General features: G+C 37.6%; 15 protein-coding genes and 1 pseudogene. 12 read left to right on the forward strand and 4 right to left on the reverse strand.

Annotation, left to right across the window (positions count from 1 at the left end; translation table 11 throughout):
- Positions 1-24 precede the first annotated feature (24 nt).
- The 3 genes from KJS58_RS08145 to KJS58_RS08155 all read left to right on the forward strand — a co-directional run bounded on the left by KJS58_RS08145 (position 25) and on the right by KJS58_RS08155 (position 2,880).
- Positions 25-678, forward strand: a complete 654-nt coding sequence (locus tag KJS58_RS08145) for a response regulator transcription factor (protein ID WP_213532046.1) — start codon at positions 25-27, stop codon at positions 676-678.
- 116 nt (positions 679-794) lie between these two features.
- Complete coding sequence (locus KJS58_RS08150) at positions 795-2,021, forward strand: aminotransferase-like domain-containing protein (RefSeq protein ID WP_213532047.1); 1,227 nt, start codon at positions 795-797, stop codon at positions 2,019-2,021.
- 232 nt (positions 2,022-2,253) lie between these two features.
- Positions 2,254-2,880 (forward strand): FMN-dependent NADH-azoreductase, encoded by a 627-nt coding sequence (locus KJS58_RS08155; protein ID WP_160032888.1) that lies wholly within the window; start codon positions 2,254-2,256, stop codon positions 2,878-2,880.
- Positions 2,881-2,957: 77 nt separating this feature from the next.
- On the opposite strand, the gene KJS58_RS08160 is transcribed toward KJS58_RS08155, so the two are convergent.
- Positions 2,958-3,719, reverse strand: coding sequence for a DUF2161 domain-containing phosphodiesterase (locus KJS58_RS08160; protein ID WP_213532048.1), 762 nt, complete (start codon positions 3,717-3,719; stop codon positions 2,958-2,960).
- 387 nt (positions 3,720-4,106) lie between these two features.
- On the opposite strand from KJS58_RS08160, the gene KJS58_RS08165 reads away from it, so the two are divergent.
- The 4 genes from KJS58_RS08165 (at position 4,107) to KJS58_RS08180 (ending at position 9,373) form a co-directional block, all read left to right on the forward strand.
- Positions 4,107-6,002, forward strand: a complete 1,896-nt coding sequence (locus KJS58_RS08165) for a PrkA family serine protein kinase (RefSeq protein ID WP_213532049.1) — start codon at positions 4,107-4,109, stop codon at positions 6,000-6,002.
- 255 nt (positions 6,003-6,257) lie between these two features.
- The gene (locus KJS58_RS08170) at positions 6,258-7,268 is read left to right on the forward strand and encodes a globin-coupled sensor protein (protein ID WP_213532242.1); all 1,011 of its coding nucleotides are present in this window, start codon (positions 6,258-6,260) and stop codon (positions 7,266-7,268) included.
- A gap of 135 nt (positions 7,269-7,403) precedes the next feature.
- Positions 7,404-8,414, forward strand: a complete 1,011-nt coding sequence (locus KJS58_RS08175) for a LacI family DNA-binding transcriptional regulator (protein WP_213532050.1) — start codon at positions 7,404-7,406, stop codon at positions 8,412-8,414.
- A 263-nt stretch (positions 8,415-8,677) separates the two neighbouring features.
- Entirely contained in the window at positions 8,678-9,373 is a 696-nt protein-coding gene (locus KJS58_RS08180; RefSeq protein WP_213532051.1) for a hypothetical protein, read from the forward strand.
- 71 nt (positions 9,374-9,444) lie between these two features.
- Here KJS58_RS08180 and KJS58_RS08185 read toward each other — a convergent pair whose 3' ends face one another.
- Both KJS58_RS08185 and KJS58_RS08190 read right to left on the reverse strand, forming a co-directional pair.
- Positions 9,445-9,999, reverse strand: coding sequence for an SEC-C metal-binding domain-containing protein (locus KJS58_RS08185; protein ID WP_213532052.1), 555 nt, complete (start codon positions 9,997-9,999; stop codon positions 9,445-9,447).
- Positions 10,000-10,248: 249 nt separating this feature from the next.
- A pseudogene (locus tag KJS58_RS08190) lies at positions 10,249-10,890 on the reverse strand (SpoVR family protein); the annotation flags it as partial.
- An 83-nt stretch (positions 10,891-10,973) separates the two neighbouring features.
- On the opposite strand from KJS58_RS08190, the gene KJS58_RS08195 reads away from it, so the two are divergent.
- From KJS58_RS08195 to KJS58_RS08215, 5 genes are all read left to right on the forward strand, one after another.
- Positions 10,974-12,371, forward strand: a complete 1,398-nt coding sequence (locus KJS58_RS08195) for an AAA family ATPase (protein ID WP_213532053.1) — start codon at positions 10,974-10,976, stop codon at positions 12,369-12,371.
- Positions 12,368-13,261 carry a DUF4435 domain-containing protein gene (locus KJS58_RS08200; RefSeq protein WP_213532054.1) on the forward strand — a complete coding sequence of 298 codons (894 nt, stop codon included), beginning with the start codon at positions 12,368-12,370 and terminating at the stop codon, positions 13,259-13,261. The genes KJS58_RS08195 and KJS58_RS08200 overlap by 4 nt, the downstream gene beginning before the upstream one ends.
- 986 nt (positions 13,262-14,247) lie before the next feature.
- The gene (locus KJS58_RS08205; protein WP_213532055.1) at positions 14,248-14,814 is read left to right on the forward strand and encodes a hypothetical protein; all 567 of its coding nucleotides are present in this window, start codon (positions 14,248-14,250) and stop codon (positions 14,812-14,814) included.
- Positions 14,814-15,755, forward strand: a complete 942-nt coding sequence (locus KJS58_RS08210) for a Kiwa anti-phage protein KwaB-like domain-containing protein (protein WP_213532056.1) — start codon at positions 14,814-14,816, stop codon at positions 15,753-15,755. The genes KJS58_RS08205 and KJS58_RS08210 overlap by 1 nt, the downstream gene beginning before the upstream one ends.
- Positions 15,756-15,842: 87 nt before the next feature.
- Positions 15,843-16,670 (forward strand): hypothetical protein, encoded by an 828-nt coding sequence (locus KJS58_RS08215; RefSeq protein WP_213532057.1) that lies wholly within the window; start codon positions 15,843-15,845, stop codon positions 16,668-16,670.
- A gap of 431 nt (positions 16,671-17,101) precedes the next feature.
- On the opposite strand, the gene KJS58_RS08220 is transcribed toward KJS58_RS08215, so the two are convergent.
- Complete coding sequence (locus KJS58_RS08220) at positions 17,102-18,883, reverse strand: ATP-binding protein (RefSeq protein ID WP_213532058.1); 1,782 nt, start codon at positions 18,881-18,883, stop codon at positions 17,102-17,104.
- Positions 18,884-18,905: the final 22 nt, after the last annotated feature.

An 18,905-nucleotide genomic window follows, 5' to 3' on the forward strand; every position in this document is an offset into this window, starting at 1 on the left:
ACTAATTTACTAGGGGGAGTTTTTATGAGAAAGGACTGGCAGGTGGTCTTAATTGATATACATCCGACGAGTATGCTAGGTACAAAGCTGATTTTAGAAGAACATCAAGATTTGAGTGTAAAAGCAATGGTTTCAACAGGTAGAGAGGGACTTATAGAAGTTGATAGACTTCATCCTGATCTAGTGCTAATGGATTATAAATTGCCGGATGGAGAAGCTGATCATTTCATTGAACAGATGAAGCAATTATCAGCAGACACACATATCATCGTAATGACAGATGAAGACGATTTGAAAATATTCAGAAAATATATCGGGATCGGCGCGAGCGGAGTTATTTCTAAGCAATCTTCACCGCTGAAATTGATTCATCTCATCACAGGATTGCGTGAAGGACTAGCCTCTATTCCTCTGACATGGCTGCAGAATGAAGATTGGGGTCAACTAGGAGAGCCAGAACTTGATGTGGATATCCAGCTCACTGACATGGAGAAGTTCATTATGGAAAGAATTGTTCAAGGGATAACGTACGATAAGATCGCTAAAGAGATTAATGTAAGTCGCAGATCGGTTGATAATTATTTGCGGAAAATATATACGAAATTAGGTGTATCAAGCAGAGCACAAGCTATTGAGCAGTTTACGCTATACACCAAATCCAAAAAACCACATATATAACCTGAGCAGGTAGAGAAGGCATATTGCTTCATGGCAGCGAATAGCTTTTATACGTCTGGGTTCTTGTTATAATTAAGCAAGGGTCATGTTTCGAATAAAAAATAGGGAGGACTGACATGGAATTTTCATTTGCTTCCCGTGCCTCAAAGTTATTGTCTTCTCATCTACATAAGGTGAATAAAGAAGAAAGACAGAATTCTTTTATATCTCTTGCAGAGGAATTGCCGGCAGAGGAGTTTTTTCCGATTAAGCGACTAGGAGAAGCAGCTCGTATGGTATTATCTTCAGATCCTGCGGTTTTACAATATGGAGAGCCGCAGGGCTACGCTCCCCTTCGAAGCTGGATCAGTGAGGATTGGAAGCAGAGAAGAGGTATGCATACGACAGCAGATCAGATTTTGCTGACGGCTGGAACACAGCAGGCTATAGATCTTATTACAAGGCTGCTTGTGGATATAGGTGATTCTGTCGTCGTAGAAAATCCGACCTCCCCTGGATGTCTTCAGGTGCTGGAGATGCAAGGTGCTAATATTATAGCTGTAGAGAATGACCTGGAAGGTCTGTTGCCAGATCGCCTAGAAGAGCAGTTTCAAAGTGTGAAACCGAAACTGCTTTTTGCTGCACCCAGCTTCTCAAACCCAACCGGAATACTATGGAGTTTGGAGCGGCGTAAAGCCGTGCTGGAATTATGCCGCAAGTATGAAGTTCTGATTGTGGAGGATGATTCCTACGGCGAACTGCATTTTGGATCAGAGGAGGCGGCTTCTCGGTTTTCAGTATCTTATCCAACGCTGTATGCGCTCGATGCCATGGATGGCGGGAATCAAGTGCTTTATATAGGTTCATTCAGCAAGACCATAGCACCTGCGATGCGAACTGGATGGGCTGTTGGCGACCAAAGACTTATTAGAGGAATGTCTACTTTAAAACAAATGGCCGATTGGCAATCAAGTTCGATGAATCAACAAATTTTATATTTTTTACTTCATGAATCTTCTTTTCGGTGGAAAGAACATTTGGCGCTATTGAACAGGGAGTATGAGGTTAGACTCAAGCTGGTCCTTGAATTATTAAAGAGACCGGGGTTTAAGGAAGTGAAGTACCACCCGCCATCTGGAGGTATGTATTTGTGGATTCAGCTTCCACAAGGGCTGCGCAGTGAAGCGCTACTGAGGGCATCCATGCGACTTGGCGTCGCTTTCTTACCAGGAAGCAGATGTTCTCCTGGAAGACAGGCAGATGAGTACATCCGAATCAACTTCAGCAGGCCGGGTAGAGAAGAGTTGCTGTTAGGGATGAATCTAATCAGTGAAGCGATACAGGAGTTCACTGCTAGGAGGTAAGGACGCCCCATATTGGAGGGGGTGTTCTTTTTTTTAAGGTGTATAATTCCATATTAAAATAAATAGTTGCACTAACTAACATTTTTATATATAATATTAATTAGTCAGTTGCATTAACTTTTTTAGTTGTTGTGACGATAAGAGCTGTAGCAACATTTTCTATTCATTTATATCGATCAATTGGTGATCATTTGTTACAGTGAACTATTTATAATATGGGGGAACGAACAATATGTCTAAAGTTCTATTTATTAAAGCAAACGACCGCCCAGCGGATCAAGCAGTAAGTGTTCAAATGTACGATGCATTCTACAATGCATATAAAGAAGCAAACCCAGCAGATGAAATTGTGGAACTAGATCTGTATGCTGCTAACCTGCCAGCTTACGGTAACGATGCTGCAACAGGAACATTCAAAGTAGCGAAAGGTATTGAAACAACTCCTGCAGAGCAAGAAGCTGCAGACCTGGCTGCTTTCTACCAAAAACAATTCTTTGAAGCAGATAAAGTGGTTGTTGCATTCCCGCTTTGGAACTTCACTGTACCTGCACCGCTTGTAAACTACATATCTTACCTGAGCCAAGCTGGCGTAACATTTAAATATACAGCTGAAGGTCCAGTAGGACTTGCAGGTGACAAAAAAGTTGCACTTCTGAACGCACGTGGTGGCGTTTATTCTGAAGGTCCTGCAGCAGCAAGTGAACTTGCTGTGAAATATGTATCTTCCGCTTTCGGATTCTGGGGTATTCAAAATCCTGAAGTTTACATTATTGAAGGACATAACGCGTTCCCTGATCGTGCTGCACAAATCGTTCAAGACGGTTTGAAAAATGTTGCAGAAGCAGCTGCACGTTTCTAATAAGTAATGATGAGCAAAAGGCTGAGTTCCTACCTCGAATGAGGAAGGGACTCAGCCTTTTCTTTTATAAGACAAGTCTATTTTTTGAACTCATCATCAGCAAGTACTTTTTCAGCAATAAGAAAGTCATTTTGAGCAAGCGTGGTTTGTTGTAAGACATTCTCATAGGTTGTTAAAGCTTCCTTGCCAGCGGGTGTTAATCTGTAGCTGCCTCGCTTAATACGCTCAAACCATCCATAATAATTGTTTTGAAGAATGGAAGCAGCTGTACTGATTCCCGTAGTTCTTGCGAGCTGTGCAGGAGAAGCAGAGGGCAGAGGCTCAAGGGCGTAGGCTACTTTTAGAGCTCTTTCGCGGTAAGCAGTGACCAATTTTGTTTTGTGGCTACCGCCTAGGTTATAATCGCCGCTGCGACCCTCAAACTCACGCAGTAGTTTTTGTTTGCGTATGGATTTTTTTGATTTTAGCTGACATTGCGGTTGACATAAGATATCTACAAGTGCAGGCTTTGTCTTATAAATAGTCACGGTAATAAGTCCAAGTCCAAGCTTTTGACAAAGCTCCGTAATTTCACTAAACCGCTGGTTCACAGCTCCGCGTTTAGCACGGTTACGTTCTACAGCAAGATAGACATTGTTACTTATTTTTAATCGCTGCATCCCCTGAAGGAGCAGGGATAGATTGAATGATTTTTTAATTTCCACAATCAGCGGATCAGCCGATCCTTCTTTGACTCCAACAAGATCACAATACCGGATCTCGGATTTAATATGATACCCTTGCTTTTCAAAAAAGGATTTAACGGGTTCATATAATTCGGTTTCGTACCCCACAGCCATCCCTTTATCAAACTCCTTTATGAATTTACTGCTTCTAATAGCGCTTGTTTTCTCATATACGTACAAGTATAACATTGCTCTTCTTTTTTCACCCTAACATACCTTGCGCTAGGATTCCAAAACATTTTCTTTCCCTGGTTTTTCTCGTTTTTTGCGTAAAAAAGGGAGACCTGTCACAAAAAAAGAGGCAACTTATCCGAATTAACGCATAGGTATGTAATACACTTTTTTTAGATCAAAGTGTCGGACTTCTCTCACTAAAGTGATCAGGAACTGAAGGCAGAGGAGCTTAGACAGTTAGGAAAAAGATGGGTTAGCAGTTCATGGAATGGACCTATTCGGAGTGGATGCTGAATCACTATGGAGCCATGGGAGGTACGAAAGAGCATGAATATTTTTGAACGCGTAGCTGAATTTCGAGCGGAAACCGATCGATTGTCATGGACGGGGACATTTAAAGACTATATTCAGATTTTGCAAAAGGATCCTACGCCTGCAATGACGGCTCATGCCAGAGTGTATGAAATGATCAAATCGTATGGTGTGGAAGAAAAAAATGGCCATAAACGGTATAAGTTTTTTGAACAACAAATTTTTGGACTAGACCGCAGTGTAGAAAGATTGGTTGAGGAGTATTTTCACTCCGCAGCGAGAAGGCTGGATGTCCGAAAACGAATTTTGCTCTTAATGGGTCCGGTCAGCGGCGGAAAGTCCACACTTGTCACGTTGTTAAAACGCGGGTTGGAGCAATTCTCACGTACAGATAAAGGAGCGGTTTACGCAATAGAAGGCTGCCCTATGCATGAAGATCCGCTGCATTTGATTCCGCTTGAACTAAGGCCCGAAGTAGAGAAAGAGCTTGGAGTACGTATCGAAGGGAACCTATGCCCTTCTTGCCAGATGCGCCTTCGTACGGAGTACGATGGAGATATTGAAAAAGTCCGAGTAGAACGCGTCTTTATATCAGAGGACAGTCGTGTTGGAATTGGAACCTTTAGCCCTTCGGATCCGAAGTCGCAGGATATCGCTGATCTCACCGGCAGCATTGACTTTTCAACCATTACAGAATATGGTTCTGAATCAGATCCGCGGGCCTATCGGTTTGATGGAGAACTCAATAAAGCGAATCGCGGACTCATGGAGTTCCAGGAAATGCTGAAATGCGATGAAAAGTTTTTGTGGAATTTGCTGTCACTCACCCAAGAGGGGAACTTTAAGGCGGGGCGTTTTGCACTCATAAGTGCAGATGAGCTTATCGTTGCTCACACCAACGAATCAGAGTACAAATCTTTTATATCGAATAAAAAGAATGAAGCATTACAATCCCGGATGATTGTTATGCCGGTTCCGTATAACTTAAAAGTTTCGGAAGAGGAGAAAATTTATAAAAAGCTGATTGAGCAAAGTGACATGCGTCATGTGCACATTGCCCCGCATGCCCTTAAGACGGCTGCCATTTTCTCCATACTTACTCGTTTAAAAGAATCAAAAAAACAAGGAATGGACCTTGTTAAAAAAATGCGGATGTACGATGGTCAAGAAGTGGAAGGATATAAAGAAGCAGATTTGAAGGAAATGCAAAACGAGTACCTTGAAGAAGGAATGACAGGGATTGATCCTCGTTATGTCATTAACCGAATCTCCAGCGCGCTCATTAAACAAAATCTAGAGTGCATTAATGCGCTTGATATCCTTAGGGCCATTAAGGATGGTCTAGACCAGCATGCTTCTATTACGAAAGAAGAACGTGAGAAATATCTCAACTTCATCTCGATTGCACGTAAAGAATATGATGAGTTAGCGAAAAAAGAAGTGCAAAAAGCATTTGTCTATTCTTTTGAAGAGTCTGCTAAGACTTTGTTTGAAAATTATCTTGATAACATCGAAGCGTTCTGCAATTGGACGAAAATACGTGATCCGTTAACGGATGAAACGATGGATCCAGATGAGCGCCTTATGCGCTCTATAGAAGAGCAGATCGGGGTATCTGAGAATGCCAAAAAAGCATTCCGTGAAGAAATTCTAATTCGGATTTCAGCATACTCCCGTAAAGAGAAGAAGTTTGATTATAACAGTCATGATCGCTTAAGAGAGGCCATCGAGAAGAAATTGTTTGCAGATCTTAAGGATATCGTGAAGATTACGACATCGACGAAGACACCAGATGCTATTCAATTAAAGCGGATTAACGAAGTCAGCTCGAGACTTATTGACGGGCACGGATACTGCCCTGTATGCGCAAATGAACTTTTGCGTTATGTCGGCAGCTTGTTGAACCGTTAACTTTTAAATTGACTGTAAAGTTGCTCGATTGTAGTACGTGTTTTCCCATCCATCCACTTTGATTTAGATTGATAACAGCGTTAACTTTAGGTGACTTAACAGTTGCCTGGTTAACGCTTTTATTATGATAAAAAGGAAAATATTTGATGAAACAGGACTTTGGATCTATGTTTTACTAGGGTTTTCGTTCTATAATGATCAAAGTACGAATAGAAAATTGCACAAGAATACAGAAAGAAAGAGGAATTAAATGTGATGATCGATGTTTCACAAGAAAGAAAAAAACAGCTCGATTTTATAGGACTAACAGATAGTGAATTGAAACTTCTTAATCGTCATCGTCCTGTTTTCGAGCAAATTGTGGACAAAGTTGTAGATCGTATGTATGAACATATAGGCCGGATCGAAGAACTTAGAACAATAATTGAGAGACATTCTACCATTGAACGACTTAAAGAAACACAACGTTGGTACTTTCTGTCCTTAACCGATGGAGTCATTGATGAGCCTTTTATTGAGAAGAGAATTAAGATTGGTTTAGTACATTCTCGCATTGGATTAAATGCCGATTATTACCTTGGAACCTATATGGTTTATCTGGATTTAGCTACCCAGTACATGCAGGAGTTTCTTCCAGACAATTGGTATCCTGTTATACATGCACTAACTAAGATGTTTAATTTCGATTCACAGCTTGTGCTAGAAGCCTATGAATCGAAAGAAAAGGATACGATTAATGAGGTCGTACAAGAACAGGAACTTATGTTAAAAGCAATTACAGAAGTATCTCAAAAGCTTACAGGAATGATCGACGAGCTACATAGAAATACACAAGTGATTTCTAAGACTGCGAAAGAGACAGCAGCATCACAAGAATTGGCCCATGGTTTAGTTAATGAACTGAATCAGGAAGTACAGCATATACAGAAGATGGGCACGCTTATTCGAGATATATCAGACCAAAGTCATCTTCTTGGCTTGAATGCGGCAATAGAAGCAGCTCATGCTGGAGAGAGCGGAAGAGGTTTTGAAATTGTAGCAGGCGAAATCCGCAAACTTGCAACCGGGTCTAAGAAAGCAATGGACCAAATCCAAGGAGTAGTAGATAGTATTATGACAAAGCTTGTGCAAGTGAGTAAGGAATCAGACAATACAACCGGAAATACGGAAAGACAAGTTCACAGTTCCAAAGAATTAATCGCTTTTGTTTCTATGATGGAAGGCGTCTCTAAAGATTTGAAAGAGCTGCAGAAAAAACATGTCTAGGAAGAATAATAGAAAGCGCATTCATTTAATCTATGAGGTTTTCTAGTTTTCCGTTATAATAATGATTATGCGGGCCTATATATTACCCAGCTGATAATGTAACGGTTAGACTATGATTGATATAGAGGTGATCAAATGGCATCGATACATGATGTGGCTAAAGAAGCTGGGGTCTCAGTTGCTACCGTTTCTAAGGTGCTGAATGATTATCCAGATGTAAGTGACAAGACTCGTAAAAAAGTGAATATGGTGATTGAACAACTACATTATCAACCTAATGTTGTCGCTCGGGGACTCGTGAAAAGAAGATCCTGGACCGTGGGCGTTCTCCTGACCGTCCCGTTTACCAATCCATTTGTTGCGGAACTGCTGGAAGGTATCAAAACAGCGCTTGAAAACAGCGGATATGATCTGGTTCGGCTATCCACCCGTTTTGATGATCCCAATTATTCTTTTATCAAACATTGTCGCAGCCGGAACGTAGAAGGAGTTGTCGTGTTTGGTGTGGAGCGTGATAACCCGAGTATAGATGAACTCGTTCATTCGGACATACCTACGATGTTTGTGGATACAGATATTGTAGGTAAACGTGCGGGATACATTACAACGGATAATCAGAATGCAATCCAGATGAGTGTAAAGCATTTATACGAACTTGGTCATCATAAGATTGCTTACATTTCAGGTACCCTGGGACAGTCCATTGCGAACATGCGGCTTGAAGGTTACAGACAAGGACTGAAGAACTGTAATTTGCCTTATTTGACATCATATCTTGAGGTTTGCGATTATTCTTTTGACGAAGGGGCCGCAGCGATGCGACGTCTGCTCCAGTTGAAAGAACCTCCCACAGGTGTTGTCTGTACATCGGATCTGGCGGCCTTTGGCGCGATCTATGAAATAGAAAGACATGGGCTTCGTGTCCCAGAGGATGTTTCAGTGGTTGGTTTTGATAATACCTATCATGCACAAGTGTTTAAACCCAATTTGACGACGGTTAACCAAAATATTTATTCTATTGGAATCAAATCTATTGAGTGCCTGATTGGCTTAATTGAAAATCCTGATTTTTCACCTCCTGTCATTACAGAGCCGTCTGAATTAATTGTAAGACAGACGACAGCAAGCCCAAGTGTTTTGATATAATTTATTTAAAAAGCATCTCCAGAAGGTAGCCTTTGACTTTGACCAGAATGGTCGAAAAAGGCTGTTTATTCTAGAGATGCTTTTTCTGTTAGGGGAGGTTTATTTTCACCCGAAACACTTATTTTTAAGAAATTTGATCAAATTTTCCTGAATGTCTATCATGACGAGTACTCGCACTATATAATGGTAAAGGTAAAGTGAAGATAAGATGAATGTTCAACAATCAATTACTTATGGCTATGAATATAAAGGAGTACAATTCATTGAATAAATTACTAAAATCACTTATGTTGCTGACTGCAATTATGCTGATCGGCAGTGTTGTTGTTTATGCAGAATTTAAGGGATCATCCCATTCAAATAGAGAACTAATGGAAGAAAATATAGATAACAAGCAAGAATCAGGGCAAGTGGATCAGCAGGAGAAATCGACACTACAAGCTATCGCGGAAGTGACAAATACGGAAAATCGTTTGTATATAGTACGAGAATCAGAAGGGTTTTATGAAGGGTTTGTACTCAATTGGGAAAACAAAACTGCTGATTTTGATTGGAAAAGCATTGCATCGCCAGCCGCACCCGCTGAGTTATTCTCAGGTGATGTAACGGGTGATGGGACAAAAGATGCCATCATTACACTGCCAGCAGGGTATGGAACAGGCGTGTATTTGGAGGATATTCATGTCGTGGATGGAATAGCACTGCGGGAAGAGCACGTAGAAGATGCAGCAAATGCTGCGAAAAAATGGATAGTTTCAAATACGGAGTTAATTAGCCAGGAAGAGCTTCTGCTAAATCACATAGACTACCAGATGAACGAGAATGAGCAGCTTACTGCTTTGATCGGAGTAGCGATATCCCCCGTTGAATATATTGGAGAGCTCGCTTTGACTTATGTATATAACGATGAAAGAGAGATGTTGATGATCGATTCCATTTCATATACTGCTTTTGAATAAAAAAGCCCGAAGAAGATGATCTCCTTCGGGAATCTGCCCATATATTTTAAAAATTAAAGATAGTAAAGAAATTAAACGGTTTGCAGTGCAAAAGACTCTTGATCAGAGAACTCAGAAAGCTGGTGTACACATTTGGAGAGCGTGCTGGCCGAAACATCATGTTTTGCAGCAAGTTCCGAATGACTTACCGTTTTACCAAGCTTTGTTGCCGTCAAGTATTCTAGAGCTCCAGCGTAACCGCCCGGCTTACGATAGCGAGGGGCTTCACTTTGGCTGTAGTCGCTCCATAGCTTTGCCAATTGAGATTGCTGTTCATACGACAGCGAGTATTCTTTTGCAATTTCTGGGATAACCGAAGCTGCTAACTCGCGGTGCGTATCGCTTTCCCAGGAAAATTCAGAGAGGTCAAGTGCTTTGTCTGTAGTTGAGACGATTGTAGCTTCAACGGACTGTGCTGTTGGTGCTGGAGCTGATGTGGAAACAGCTCGTCTGGAACCTGTAATCACTTCAACCGAAGTGGCTACTCGTACATTACGTTGCTTTTCTCTGTCTTTCTCGAGGCAACATTTTTTATATTTTTTTCCACTGCCGCAGTGGCACGGTTCGTTTCTACCGATGTTGGACAATTTTGTTCGCTCCTTTATTCAATTGCAGATAATTCTAATGATGAGTGCTTACGATTGTAATAAGCGCTGACAAAAGTAGATTATAACATATTTATCGGCTTTGTATGTATACGGGCATTAGATGACCAGTACATCTATTATTCAATTTACCCCATGAAAAAGCCTGTTTCAACCCAAATTTGAGTGAAAACAGGCTTTTAGCTGGAAAAAGTACAAACTGATTCAATCTCACAGAATTATAAAATGGATTCAAGTTAGTAATTTTCTGTTCATTTTTTTGCCGTCAAATGTAAACAAGACAGGTTTATCATCAATCATTGTCTCAAGATGAACGGCGCGGCCCCATAACTTATATACGTAAGGGAGCGTACGCTCCATGTATTTTAGATCAAGCTCAATGCCTTCATACTGGTGTTTTAATACGATTTCACCCGTGCGAAGGTGATCAGCATCCTTAACAACAAGATAGGGAGATCCGCCGTTAACCCTAGCAAAGACGAGCTGATCCCGAATATTTTCCCATGACTTATCAGTGATTTTCCAGTCGGGTCCTTTTTTCTCGAACACATATAAATCAAGGTCTTCAACCAGCTGCTTCGTCATGTAGTTACGGATGAATGAGGTATCGGAATCATATTCACGTACTTCAAACATTTTGGCCCGGCCCCCGCCGGGAGTCCGTCCGAGTCGTTCTTCTTCATATGAAGTTGGATGATCCCATCTTTTTTCAATGTCTTCAAAGATTTTAAGACCGAGATAATAAGGGTTCAGACTCTGTTTTGACGGCTGTACAACCGAGGCATTCAGCATCGCATACTCTACGGCTTCATCGCTAGTCAGATCCAGTTCACGAATGATGCGCTGATGCCAATACGAAGCCCAGCCTTCGTTCTGCTAAGGTGCTTAGTAATACAATTCAAATAAAATGTGGTATTATTATCCTATTGTTACAAAATTGATTATGGAGGAGAAATATGAAGATAAGTAACATACGTGTCAGTAAATTGTTTGGGGAATTTGATCATGAAATTGCATTGAATATAAATGAACATATTACAATTATACATGGTCAAAATGGTTTAGGAAAAACGACACTTTTAAATATGATTCATAATTTTTTTAGTCATCAGTTTTATAAGTTGTCTGTAATACCGTTTAAAGAGTTTGTAATACTTTTTGATGATAATTCAAGTGTTTTGATAGAAAATAATGAATCAATATATAGTGAAAAGAATTCAATTTCAATAATTTATAAACCTTCAGAAGGTAAAAATCAGCATTACAAACCTTCATTTGATGATGAGGACTCTAATTTTTCTTTACCGATACATATGCTGGATGACTTGATTCCTGGTCTGGATCAAATTGGTCCGAGGCACTGGAGATATACTCCTACAGGGGATATTCTTACACTTAATCAAATATTAAGTAGATTCAGTGAGTATATTCCTTCTCAATTTATTAGACAAAATAATGTACCAGAATGGCTTGTAGAGATCAAAAAAACTAATCCAATTCAATTTATTAAAACTGAAAGATTAACACTGAAAAATCTAGAAAGAGAGAATTTTAGAAGGCTACCACATGAGCAAAATACAGAACATTCAGTTACTGTTTATGCTAATGAACTTGCAAGAGAAATAAAATCAAAGCTTGCTGATTATGGAGCGCTGTCCCAATCTCTAGACAGAACATTCCCGGCTAGGCTAGTTCGGTTGAGGAATCCAGAGGTACTAGATAATATAGAGTTATTGAATAAATTAAATGAGTTAGAGACTAAAAGGGAAAAATTGATTAAATTAGGATTGTTGGATAGTGGTACTGATCCTGAATTTCAGGTGAGTAACGAGGAAATTGATGACCGAACACGTAGTGTACTTTCCATTTATGTACGTGACACAGAAAAAAAACTGAACGTATTCAATGATTTAGCATCTAGAATTGATTTACTGAAAAAGATTGTTAAAGCTCGTTTTCGTCACAAAGAAATGGTTATTGACAAAGTGAAAGGAATTGAGTTCGTTACTTCACGTGGAGAAACATTACATCCTATGAGCCTGTCTTCTGGTGAGCAGCACCAAATCGTTCTTCTTTATGAACTTTTGTTTAAAATTACTTCTAACTCCTTAATACTTATTGACGAGCCAGAGCTATCTCTTCATGTAGCATGGCAAGTACAATTCTTAAGAGACTTAAAAGAGATTACAGAGGTTGTACCGTTTGATGTATTAATTGCTACTCATTCCCCTCAGATTATAAATGATCGATGGGATCTTACTGTTGCATTAGAAGAAGATGAGTTTGATGAGTCTGAATACGATGTTGAAGTAGATGATGATACAGACATTTTTTTGGAGGGGCTCTTCAAATGAAGTCATACTTAAATGCGTATACATTGGGTAATGAAATATTGATGCTGAAGGGAAATAAAAAAGGAATATCATTTTTAGTAGTTGAGGGGTGCACAGATTCATTAGGTTATTATTGGATGGTTAACCACCAAAAATGTTTCCCAATAACTGCTCATAGCAAGGATAATGTACTTGCTACAATAAATTATTTGGAGCAAAAAAATACTGATGGAATTTTAGGAATTGTTGATGCGGATTTTTGGAATGTTGATGGAGTTAATTTACCTAGTAATAATATTGTTATAACTGATTCACATGATATTGAAACATTAATTATCAGTTCACCAGCTCTAGATAAAGTTTTAATTCATTATGGAGATAGAGACAAGCTGCCTTCAATTGACAATGTTATAAACTTGTTATTAGAAGCGGGAAAGCCATTGGGATTTTTAAGATGGTTATCTTCAAAACGTAAAATGTATCTAAATTTTAAAGGTCTTGAGTTTAATCAATTCATTGATGAAAAGACACTGAATGTCGATTGTGATAAATTAATAATTGAGGTAATCAAAAATACAAATAATTGTAAGTATAAACATGAGGATCTTAAAAAAATGTTAGAGTATGCGCTTCAAAATTCTACTCATAGTCCTTGGCAAATATGTTGTGGACATGATCTAATTGAGATATTTAGTATAGGTTTAGTTGAACTGTTTGGGTCCTTTGGATCTCCAGCAAATAAGTCTAGTGTTATAAAATGGTTGTCACTTGCATACGAGAGTGCCTACTTTTCAGAAACTGCACTGTATTCTGCAATATTAAATTGGGAAACTCATAATTCCCCTTATCTGGTATTAAGGAATGATTATAGATATTCTAGAGTAGAAGAAGTAGCAACTAAAATTTCATAGCTGGCTACTCATAAGAAATGACTTCCTAAATACGGAAGTCATTTCTTATATAAAACAACCTTGTACGACTCACCCAACAATGGTTTTCCCTCAACAGATTGTCTCTCAATAAACGCTCTTTCCCCATAACCGATAAACATATGGTAGTGTCCGCTCCACATACTTCAACTCTAAACTTCCAGACATCATTTTGCTAAGGTGCTTAGAAAATAATGCAAAGATATGTAGAAAAAAGGAGGTGTAGGTTCCAAGGTAGCTGAAGTAACTAAGGTATCATTGGAACATGCCATTGATACAATTCCTAAAAATTATGGCTATATTTTAATGCCTTATGATACATCAGATGGATTACACGAACTTTCTTGGGAGAGGCAATAATTATTTTAAATCAGTCTCTCCATATTACCCATAAAACCAAGAGACCTTTATCATCCTAAAATAATGTCCATACTGGTGAATATAGAAACCCGACAAAACCCAGTGTATTAAAAAAATATATTAAGTGGTATTTCATATTAAGCGAAAGCAGCGTTAACCTAATTGTCAGGTTAACGCTTTTTATTTAGGGGAGGAACCAATTAATAAGAAAAGAGTGATCTTAACTGACAGTGAGTCAGCGTTCTATGTCTTAAACAGCATTTATATTTATATAAAATCCCAAGTCTTTGGATTGATATTATTTAATGAATAATTGTATGATTTTTATTTGGTAAATCAATAAGGAGAATTATTTAATGCTAGTCCGACCATTGTCAGCTTAAATGATCTTTTGTAGTCGATATATTAAATTTATTGAAAATATTATCAATGAGGTTTTGTGCTTCCTCTTCTTGATGTAATTCAATTAGATTCATTTCGCCTAATCGAATAGAGATCACAAGTTACATTCTAACTGTGATTGAGCGTGTTCTAAAATCATGAGTCTTCCAATTTTATGTAAATGTTCTATAATGAAACTAGAAATAGGTCGAAGGAAGGAGTGCAATATGAGAGCCTGGGTAAAAGCTACATTATTCTTCAGCTCCCTTTCTCCGCTTTTTTTTATTCTTTTAGTCCAAATGATTGATTTTGAATATATTAAGAAGTTATATTGGACTGGTAAATTTAGCGACTGGGATTTTATTGCGAAAATATTTACTCAACCGTATATTGCGTTAGCATTTTTGGTTCTCATAATATTACCTAATGCACTTTTATTCTGCATGATGTATTACTTTAAGACACATGCGCCAGTACAAGCGACTATTACGAAAGTTGCTTCTAAAAACGGTGACGTACTTAATTATATCGCTACCTATTTGATTCCGTTTGTTTCATTTAAAACTGACAAAATTAATGATCTGCTTGCATTTATTTTGCTTATGATTATCTTAACTATCGTATACATCAATGCTAACATCTACTTTATTAATCCATTCTTGACTATAATGCGATACAACATCGTTGAAATTAATGGAACATACATTACGATATGTAAAGGCGAGTTTGTTACCGGTGACCCTATAAATTTATATTTGATTGATCACAATGTCTACATAGGAGTGAAAAAATAATGGCGACAACAGCAGAACTCGTTCAACTTAAAACTATTATTCAGAATGCGGCAAACAGAAGTGCTAATTTATATATGATTCAAAAACCTAAAACTCGTAATCCGCAGTTTCCCTTTATCGTTCAAAGAGCTAGGAATTCAAATGCAATTGCAACTGCTTTTATCGAATTGTTTTTGTTGCATTTGGACAAAGCAATAAAAGATGATGAGACTGTGCCTTACGACATTAACCTGGATTCCAACGATTACATTCAATATATTGATAGTGCATCTGTTCCAAATGCAGCTGTTATTAATAATGAAATTGCAAATCCCAATGTAACACAACTCCAAGCTGTTGATAATGATTTCTTTAAAACGATATGGGCGTATGCTGTTAAGATTCAATTTGATGGTGAAGAGCTTATTTTCTATCGTAAATATAGCAATGGAAAAATTTTATCTCGCAATACGTTTGATGCGATAATGTTGCGAAATGGAATTTTTTCTGCAATAGAAGAAGATGTTTTCCAGATTGATCCGACGATAGATGCATTTACATACAACAATGAAATCATTATTCTACATATGACGAATTTCGAACGTATTTTCGGATATGAAGAGTTATACGAAGCAGCTGCAACTTCAGCATTACAACAAATTTCAGCAACTCATAATTTCGTAGACATAGCTGAATTAACTGGTTTTGTAGATACCGATTCTCGAAAAAAGAGGAAGTTAGCAGCAATTCAACGAAATAATCTCATTCCAAACATGGGGTTTTCTAAAATTAGGAAAACAATTGTCAATTATAATCTTCAAATTAATATAGATGTTAACAATCAGCGGTTTGAACTTACTAAGGAGAATGCATTACGTTTTCTTAAAGCACTTAATGATGATTATCTTCGATCAGAAGCTACTAAGAATCGTTACGAAGCAACGTCAAAAAGACGGTCTTAATTTTCACTAACATACAACATCGGTAACCTATTCTCAGCTAGGATAAGCTATGGGAGGGAAAAAATTATTAACCGACAAAAAAAATCAGTGTTTATTGTTACATACCTTATTGGAAATATTTCGAACAAGGACCCGATTCTTATAAACTATAGTGGTTCAACTGGAAAGGAAGTAGATAAACTTGCAGATGAACTTACCCAATGGGCATTCATGGATGTAGGAGATGATCCATCATTTTTTGCAGCAAAGCAATTCAATCACAATATTACTTGGGGAATCTGTAGGCTGGATGTACGAAATTCTCTTAAAGAAAGTGATACTGTACTTTTCTTCGGTGCAAAAAAAGAAACGAATGAAATGCATTATTATTTTATTGGATGGGCAACTGTTTTAGAGAAAATCAAACAAACAGATATTTGGATAGACGAGAGATATTTTTGTTTCCAAAAAAATAGTAATTTATTAATCAATAAAAAAGTCAATAACGAATTTTGTTATGAAGAAAAAATACTTAAAAAATATGACCATCGAAAAGAATGGTTATGGAAGATCTCAAGTGGAAAAAAGGGGACGAAAAAGGGGATATTATCCTTATCTAAGAAAAGCAAAACTATCCCTAATGCATTTGATGTGCATTCAAATTATGTAATATTTTCAAATAGTGCCGGCAAAACAGTTATTTTTTCTAATCCAATTAAAGTTGCTACTTATAGTGAAAAAATGGACTCTTACACAGAGGAATGGGATCAAAACCCTATAGCCCAAGAAATAAAAAAACTCATTTTTTCATATTCAAAAAGGGATAGCCTTCGAATTAATAATTATATGCGTCACCGTCATATACGCATAAGTCTAGATGAAGAACAAGAAAATCTTTTTTTTATTTCATTAGAGAAGATACGACTAAAAATCTAAACTGAAGTATTGAAAAATATTCATTCGTTTTTTTATTATGACTACTGGATACGTTAGTTGATGATGATATGAATAGTTTTTTATGGGAATCTGAACTAATAATCCAACCTAACAATTATCTTTTTATAAAGAATCTTTCTTTATAAACTTACAGATATAATACAACTCATTATTTACTCCTCCAGTAAACTATTGACTTCATAACTTTATTCCATTATCTCTCATACACTTGTTTGAGTAATTGAACAATCATAACTGGTAGATTGAATTTATAAATTTTAATTTTTCTCGGTGAGCAGATAATTACACTTTAGGTCCCCTTTTTAATCGAATTACACTGAAGTATTAGATGAAATATTTTATAGGATTTTAAAGGAACTTGAACGGTAATTTAAAGAAAACCACTCAGCGGAGTGGTTTTCTAATGTGATTCAAATCCTACTTTGTTTTCGTAAGTTCTCAACTGCTTGCATTAAATTTACTTTGTCGCCGCTCTCTTTCCATCTCGTCCAGAAGTCGATGGTATTACTTTTAGGCGGATGAACTGGCTTATTTAATACTATTCTTGTAGGTAGTAAAGTTGAATCACCAACTACAACTGCTTCTCCTACTTCTAGTCCAGGTAGTATTTCTAATAAACCACCCAAAGTATCCGGCAATAAATTTTTAACGACTGTTTTATCACGTTCGTTCGTTAGTCTTAAAGATATAATGTTGTTGCATTGACTTAATATCGTTGTACTAACATCGGATGGTCGTTGACTTACTACAAATAGACCAACGCCATATTTGCGTCCTTCTTTAGCAATGCGTTCGAAATTTTCGAGTGATTTTCGCTCAGTAGAATTTTGTGGAGAATTTGGCAAATATAAATGTGCTTCATCACAAATGAGCAGAATAGGATGTCTTCCTTCATTATCATTGCCTGGCTCAAGCCAAAATTGAATTTGATATACTAATCTTGCTACCAAGCTGACTATTATCGGAAGTATATCTGAGGGTACCTCTGAAAAATCAATTATTTTAATTCCGGGTTTTTCATACTCGGATATCCCAGGTTGTCCCATAAGAGTCGTTGCAATCTTAAATAATGATTCGTACTCGTAATATTCTTCTGGTGCCTGGAATAAGAAACCATAGCGCCTATCTTCAATTTTATTGTTTAGACGTATCAGCATTCTGGTTAATTTATCAAATAAGGGTCCTTGTTTTGTTTTTGCCTGACCTTTCTTATCGCCACTTGCATAAACTTCTCCAGTTTCAATTTCTTCCTTGTTCTTCTGTCCTAATAAGCTAATAATACTTTCCATGTGAAATGGAATAGGACTGTTAACAGTAAAGCGCTCTAATACATCTCTTTTATTTAACGATAACAAGGTTTCCTTTTTTAATTCTGTAACTGCTTCAAGTACAGCCATCGACTGATTTGGTGCTGACTGTTCTGAATTATCAATGATCATTGATTGGATTTCATCAAAATTCATTAGCCAGAAAGGTAGAAATATTGCATCTTTATTTGGAGCCGATAAGTCCCCTGGACCGGCGATTCTCAGTTGTTGAGCATAAGGCAATTTAGTGTATTCTCCATGAAGATCAAACAAAATAATATTAGAGTTATTAAGCTTTACGGCTTGTTCAAGGATGGTTGCCACAGACCATGATTTTCCTGATCCTGTACTTCCAAGTAGTGCAGCATGCCTTTGAAATAATTTATTGGCATCAAGATAAGTCTTTGCTTTTTTATCAAGTGCATAAACGCCTATTTCGAGAGGTAGAGTATCGTCTTCATTTTCAGCATTGCCAATAATACTCATGAATTTTTCGAGTGCAGTGCCTTCTAATGGGAAGACTAGTCGATTAATATCAGGTAAACTTAACACAGCTCTAGTGAAATGATTGTATTTGGTACCGTGACGAGTTAAATATGTTCCAATCAAAGTTACTTGAATGGTATTCATTTCATCAGGTATTTGGTCATAAGTTATTTCTTCTGATAATGGATCTTGAAACTTTTGCTCAACAGGATCTCTCCACACCCTATTTACTAGACCAATAACCCATTCGTTAGCATCTTGTCCTTGAATATATATTAAGCGTCCCACACGTGCTTTTGATAACTTTTCTGCTGAACTTACTCTAATAAAAATCTGCGATGTATCAACTCCTCTTACCTCACCGATAGCCATTTGTTCCTCAAATGCAAATATGGACATACATAATAACCTCCTTGTTTGG

This window comes from Paenibacillus sp. J45TS6 (assembly GCF_018403285.1).
Taxonomy (GTDB): Bacteria; Bacillota; Bacilli; order Paenibacillales; family Paenibacillaceae; genus Paenibacillus.

Excerpts from the sequence above, each read along its gene's own strand:
- KJS58_RS08200 (WP_213532054.1), top strand. The coding sequence starts at position 12,368 with ATGAAGTCATACTTAAATGCGTATACATTGGGTAATGAAATATTGATG.
- KJS58_RS08155 (WP_160032888.1), top strand. The coding sequence starts at position 2,254 with ATGTCTAAAGTTCTATTTATTAAAGCAAACGACCGCCCAGCGGATCAA.
- KJS58_RS08195 (WP_213532053.1), top strand. The coding sequence starts at position 10,974 with ATGAAGATAAGTAACATACGTGTCAGTAAATTGTTTGGGGAATTTGAT.
- KJS58_RS08170 (WP_213532242.1), top strand. The coding sequence starts at position 6,258 with ATGATCGATGTTTCACAAGAAAGAAAAAAACAGCTCGATTTTATAGGA.
- KJS58_RS08145 (WP_213532046.1), top strand. The coding sequence starts at position 25 with ATGAGAAAGGACTGGCAGGTGGTCTTAATTGATATACATCCGACGAGT.
- KJS58_RS08175 (WP_213532050.1), top strand. The coding sequence starts at position 7,404 with ATGGCATCGATACATGATGTGGCTAAAGAAGCTGGGGTCTCAGTTGCT.
- KJS58_RS08150 (WP_213532047.1), top strand. The coding sequence starts at position 795 with ATGGAATTTTCATTTGCTTCCCGTGCCTCAAAGTTATTGTCTTCTCAT.
- KJS58_RS08210 (WP_213532056.1), top strand. The coding sequence starts at position 14,814 with ATGGCGACAACAGCAGAACTCGTTCAACTTAAAACTATTATTCAGAAT.
- KJS58_RS08205 (WP_213532055.1), top strand. The coding sequence starts at position 14,248 with ATGAGAGCCTGGGTAAAAGCTACATTATTCTTCAGCTCCCTTTCTCCG.
- KJS58_RS08220 (WP_213532058.1), bottom strand. The coding sequence starts at position 18,883 with ATGTCCATATTTGCATTTGAGGAACAAATGGCTATCGGTGAGGTAAGA.
- KJS58_RS08165 (WP_213532049.1), top strand. The coding sequence starts at position 4,107 with ATGAATATTTTTGAACGCGTAGCTGAATTTCGAGCGGAAACCGATCGA.
- KJS58_RS08160 (WP_213532048.1), bottom strand. The coding sequence starts at position 3,719 with ATGGCTGTGGGGTACGAAACCGAATTATATGAACCCGTTAAATCCTTT.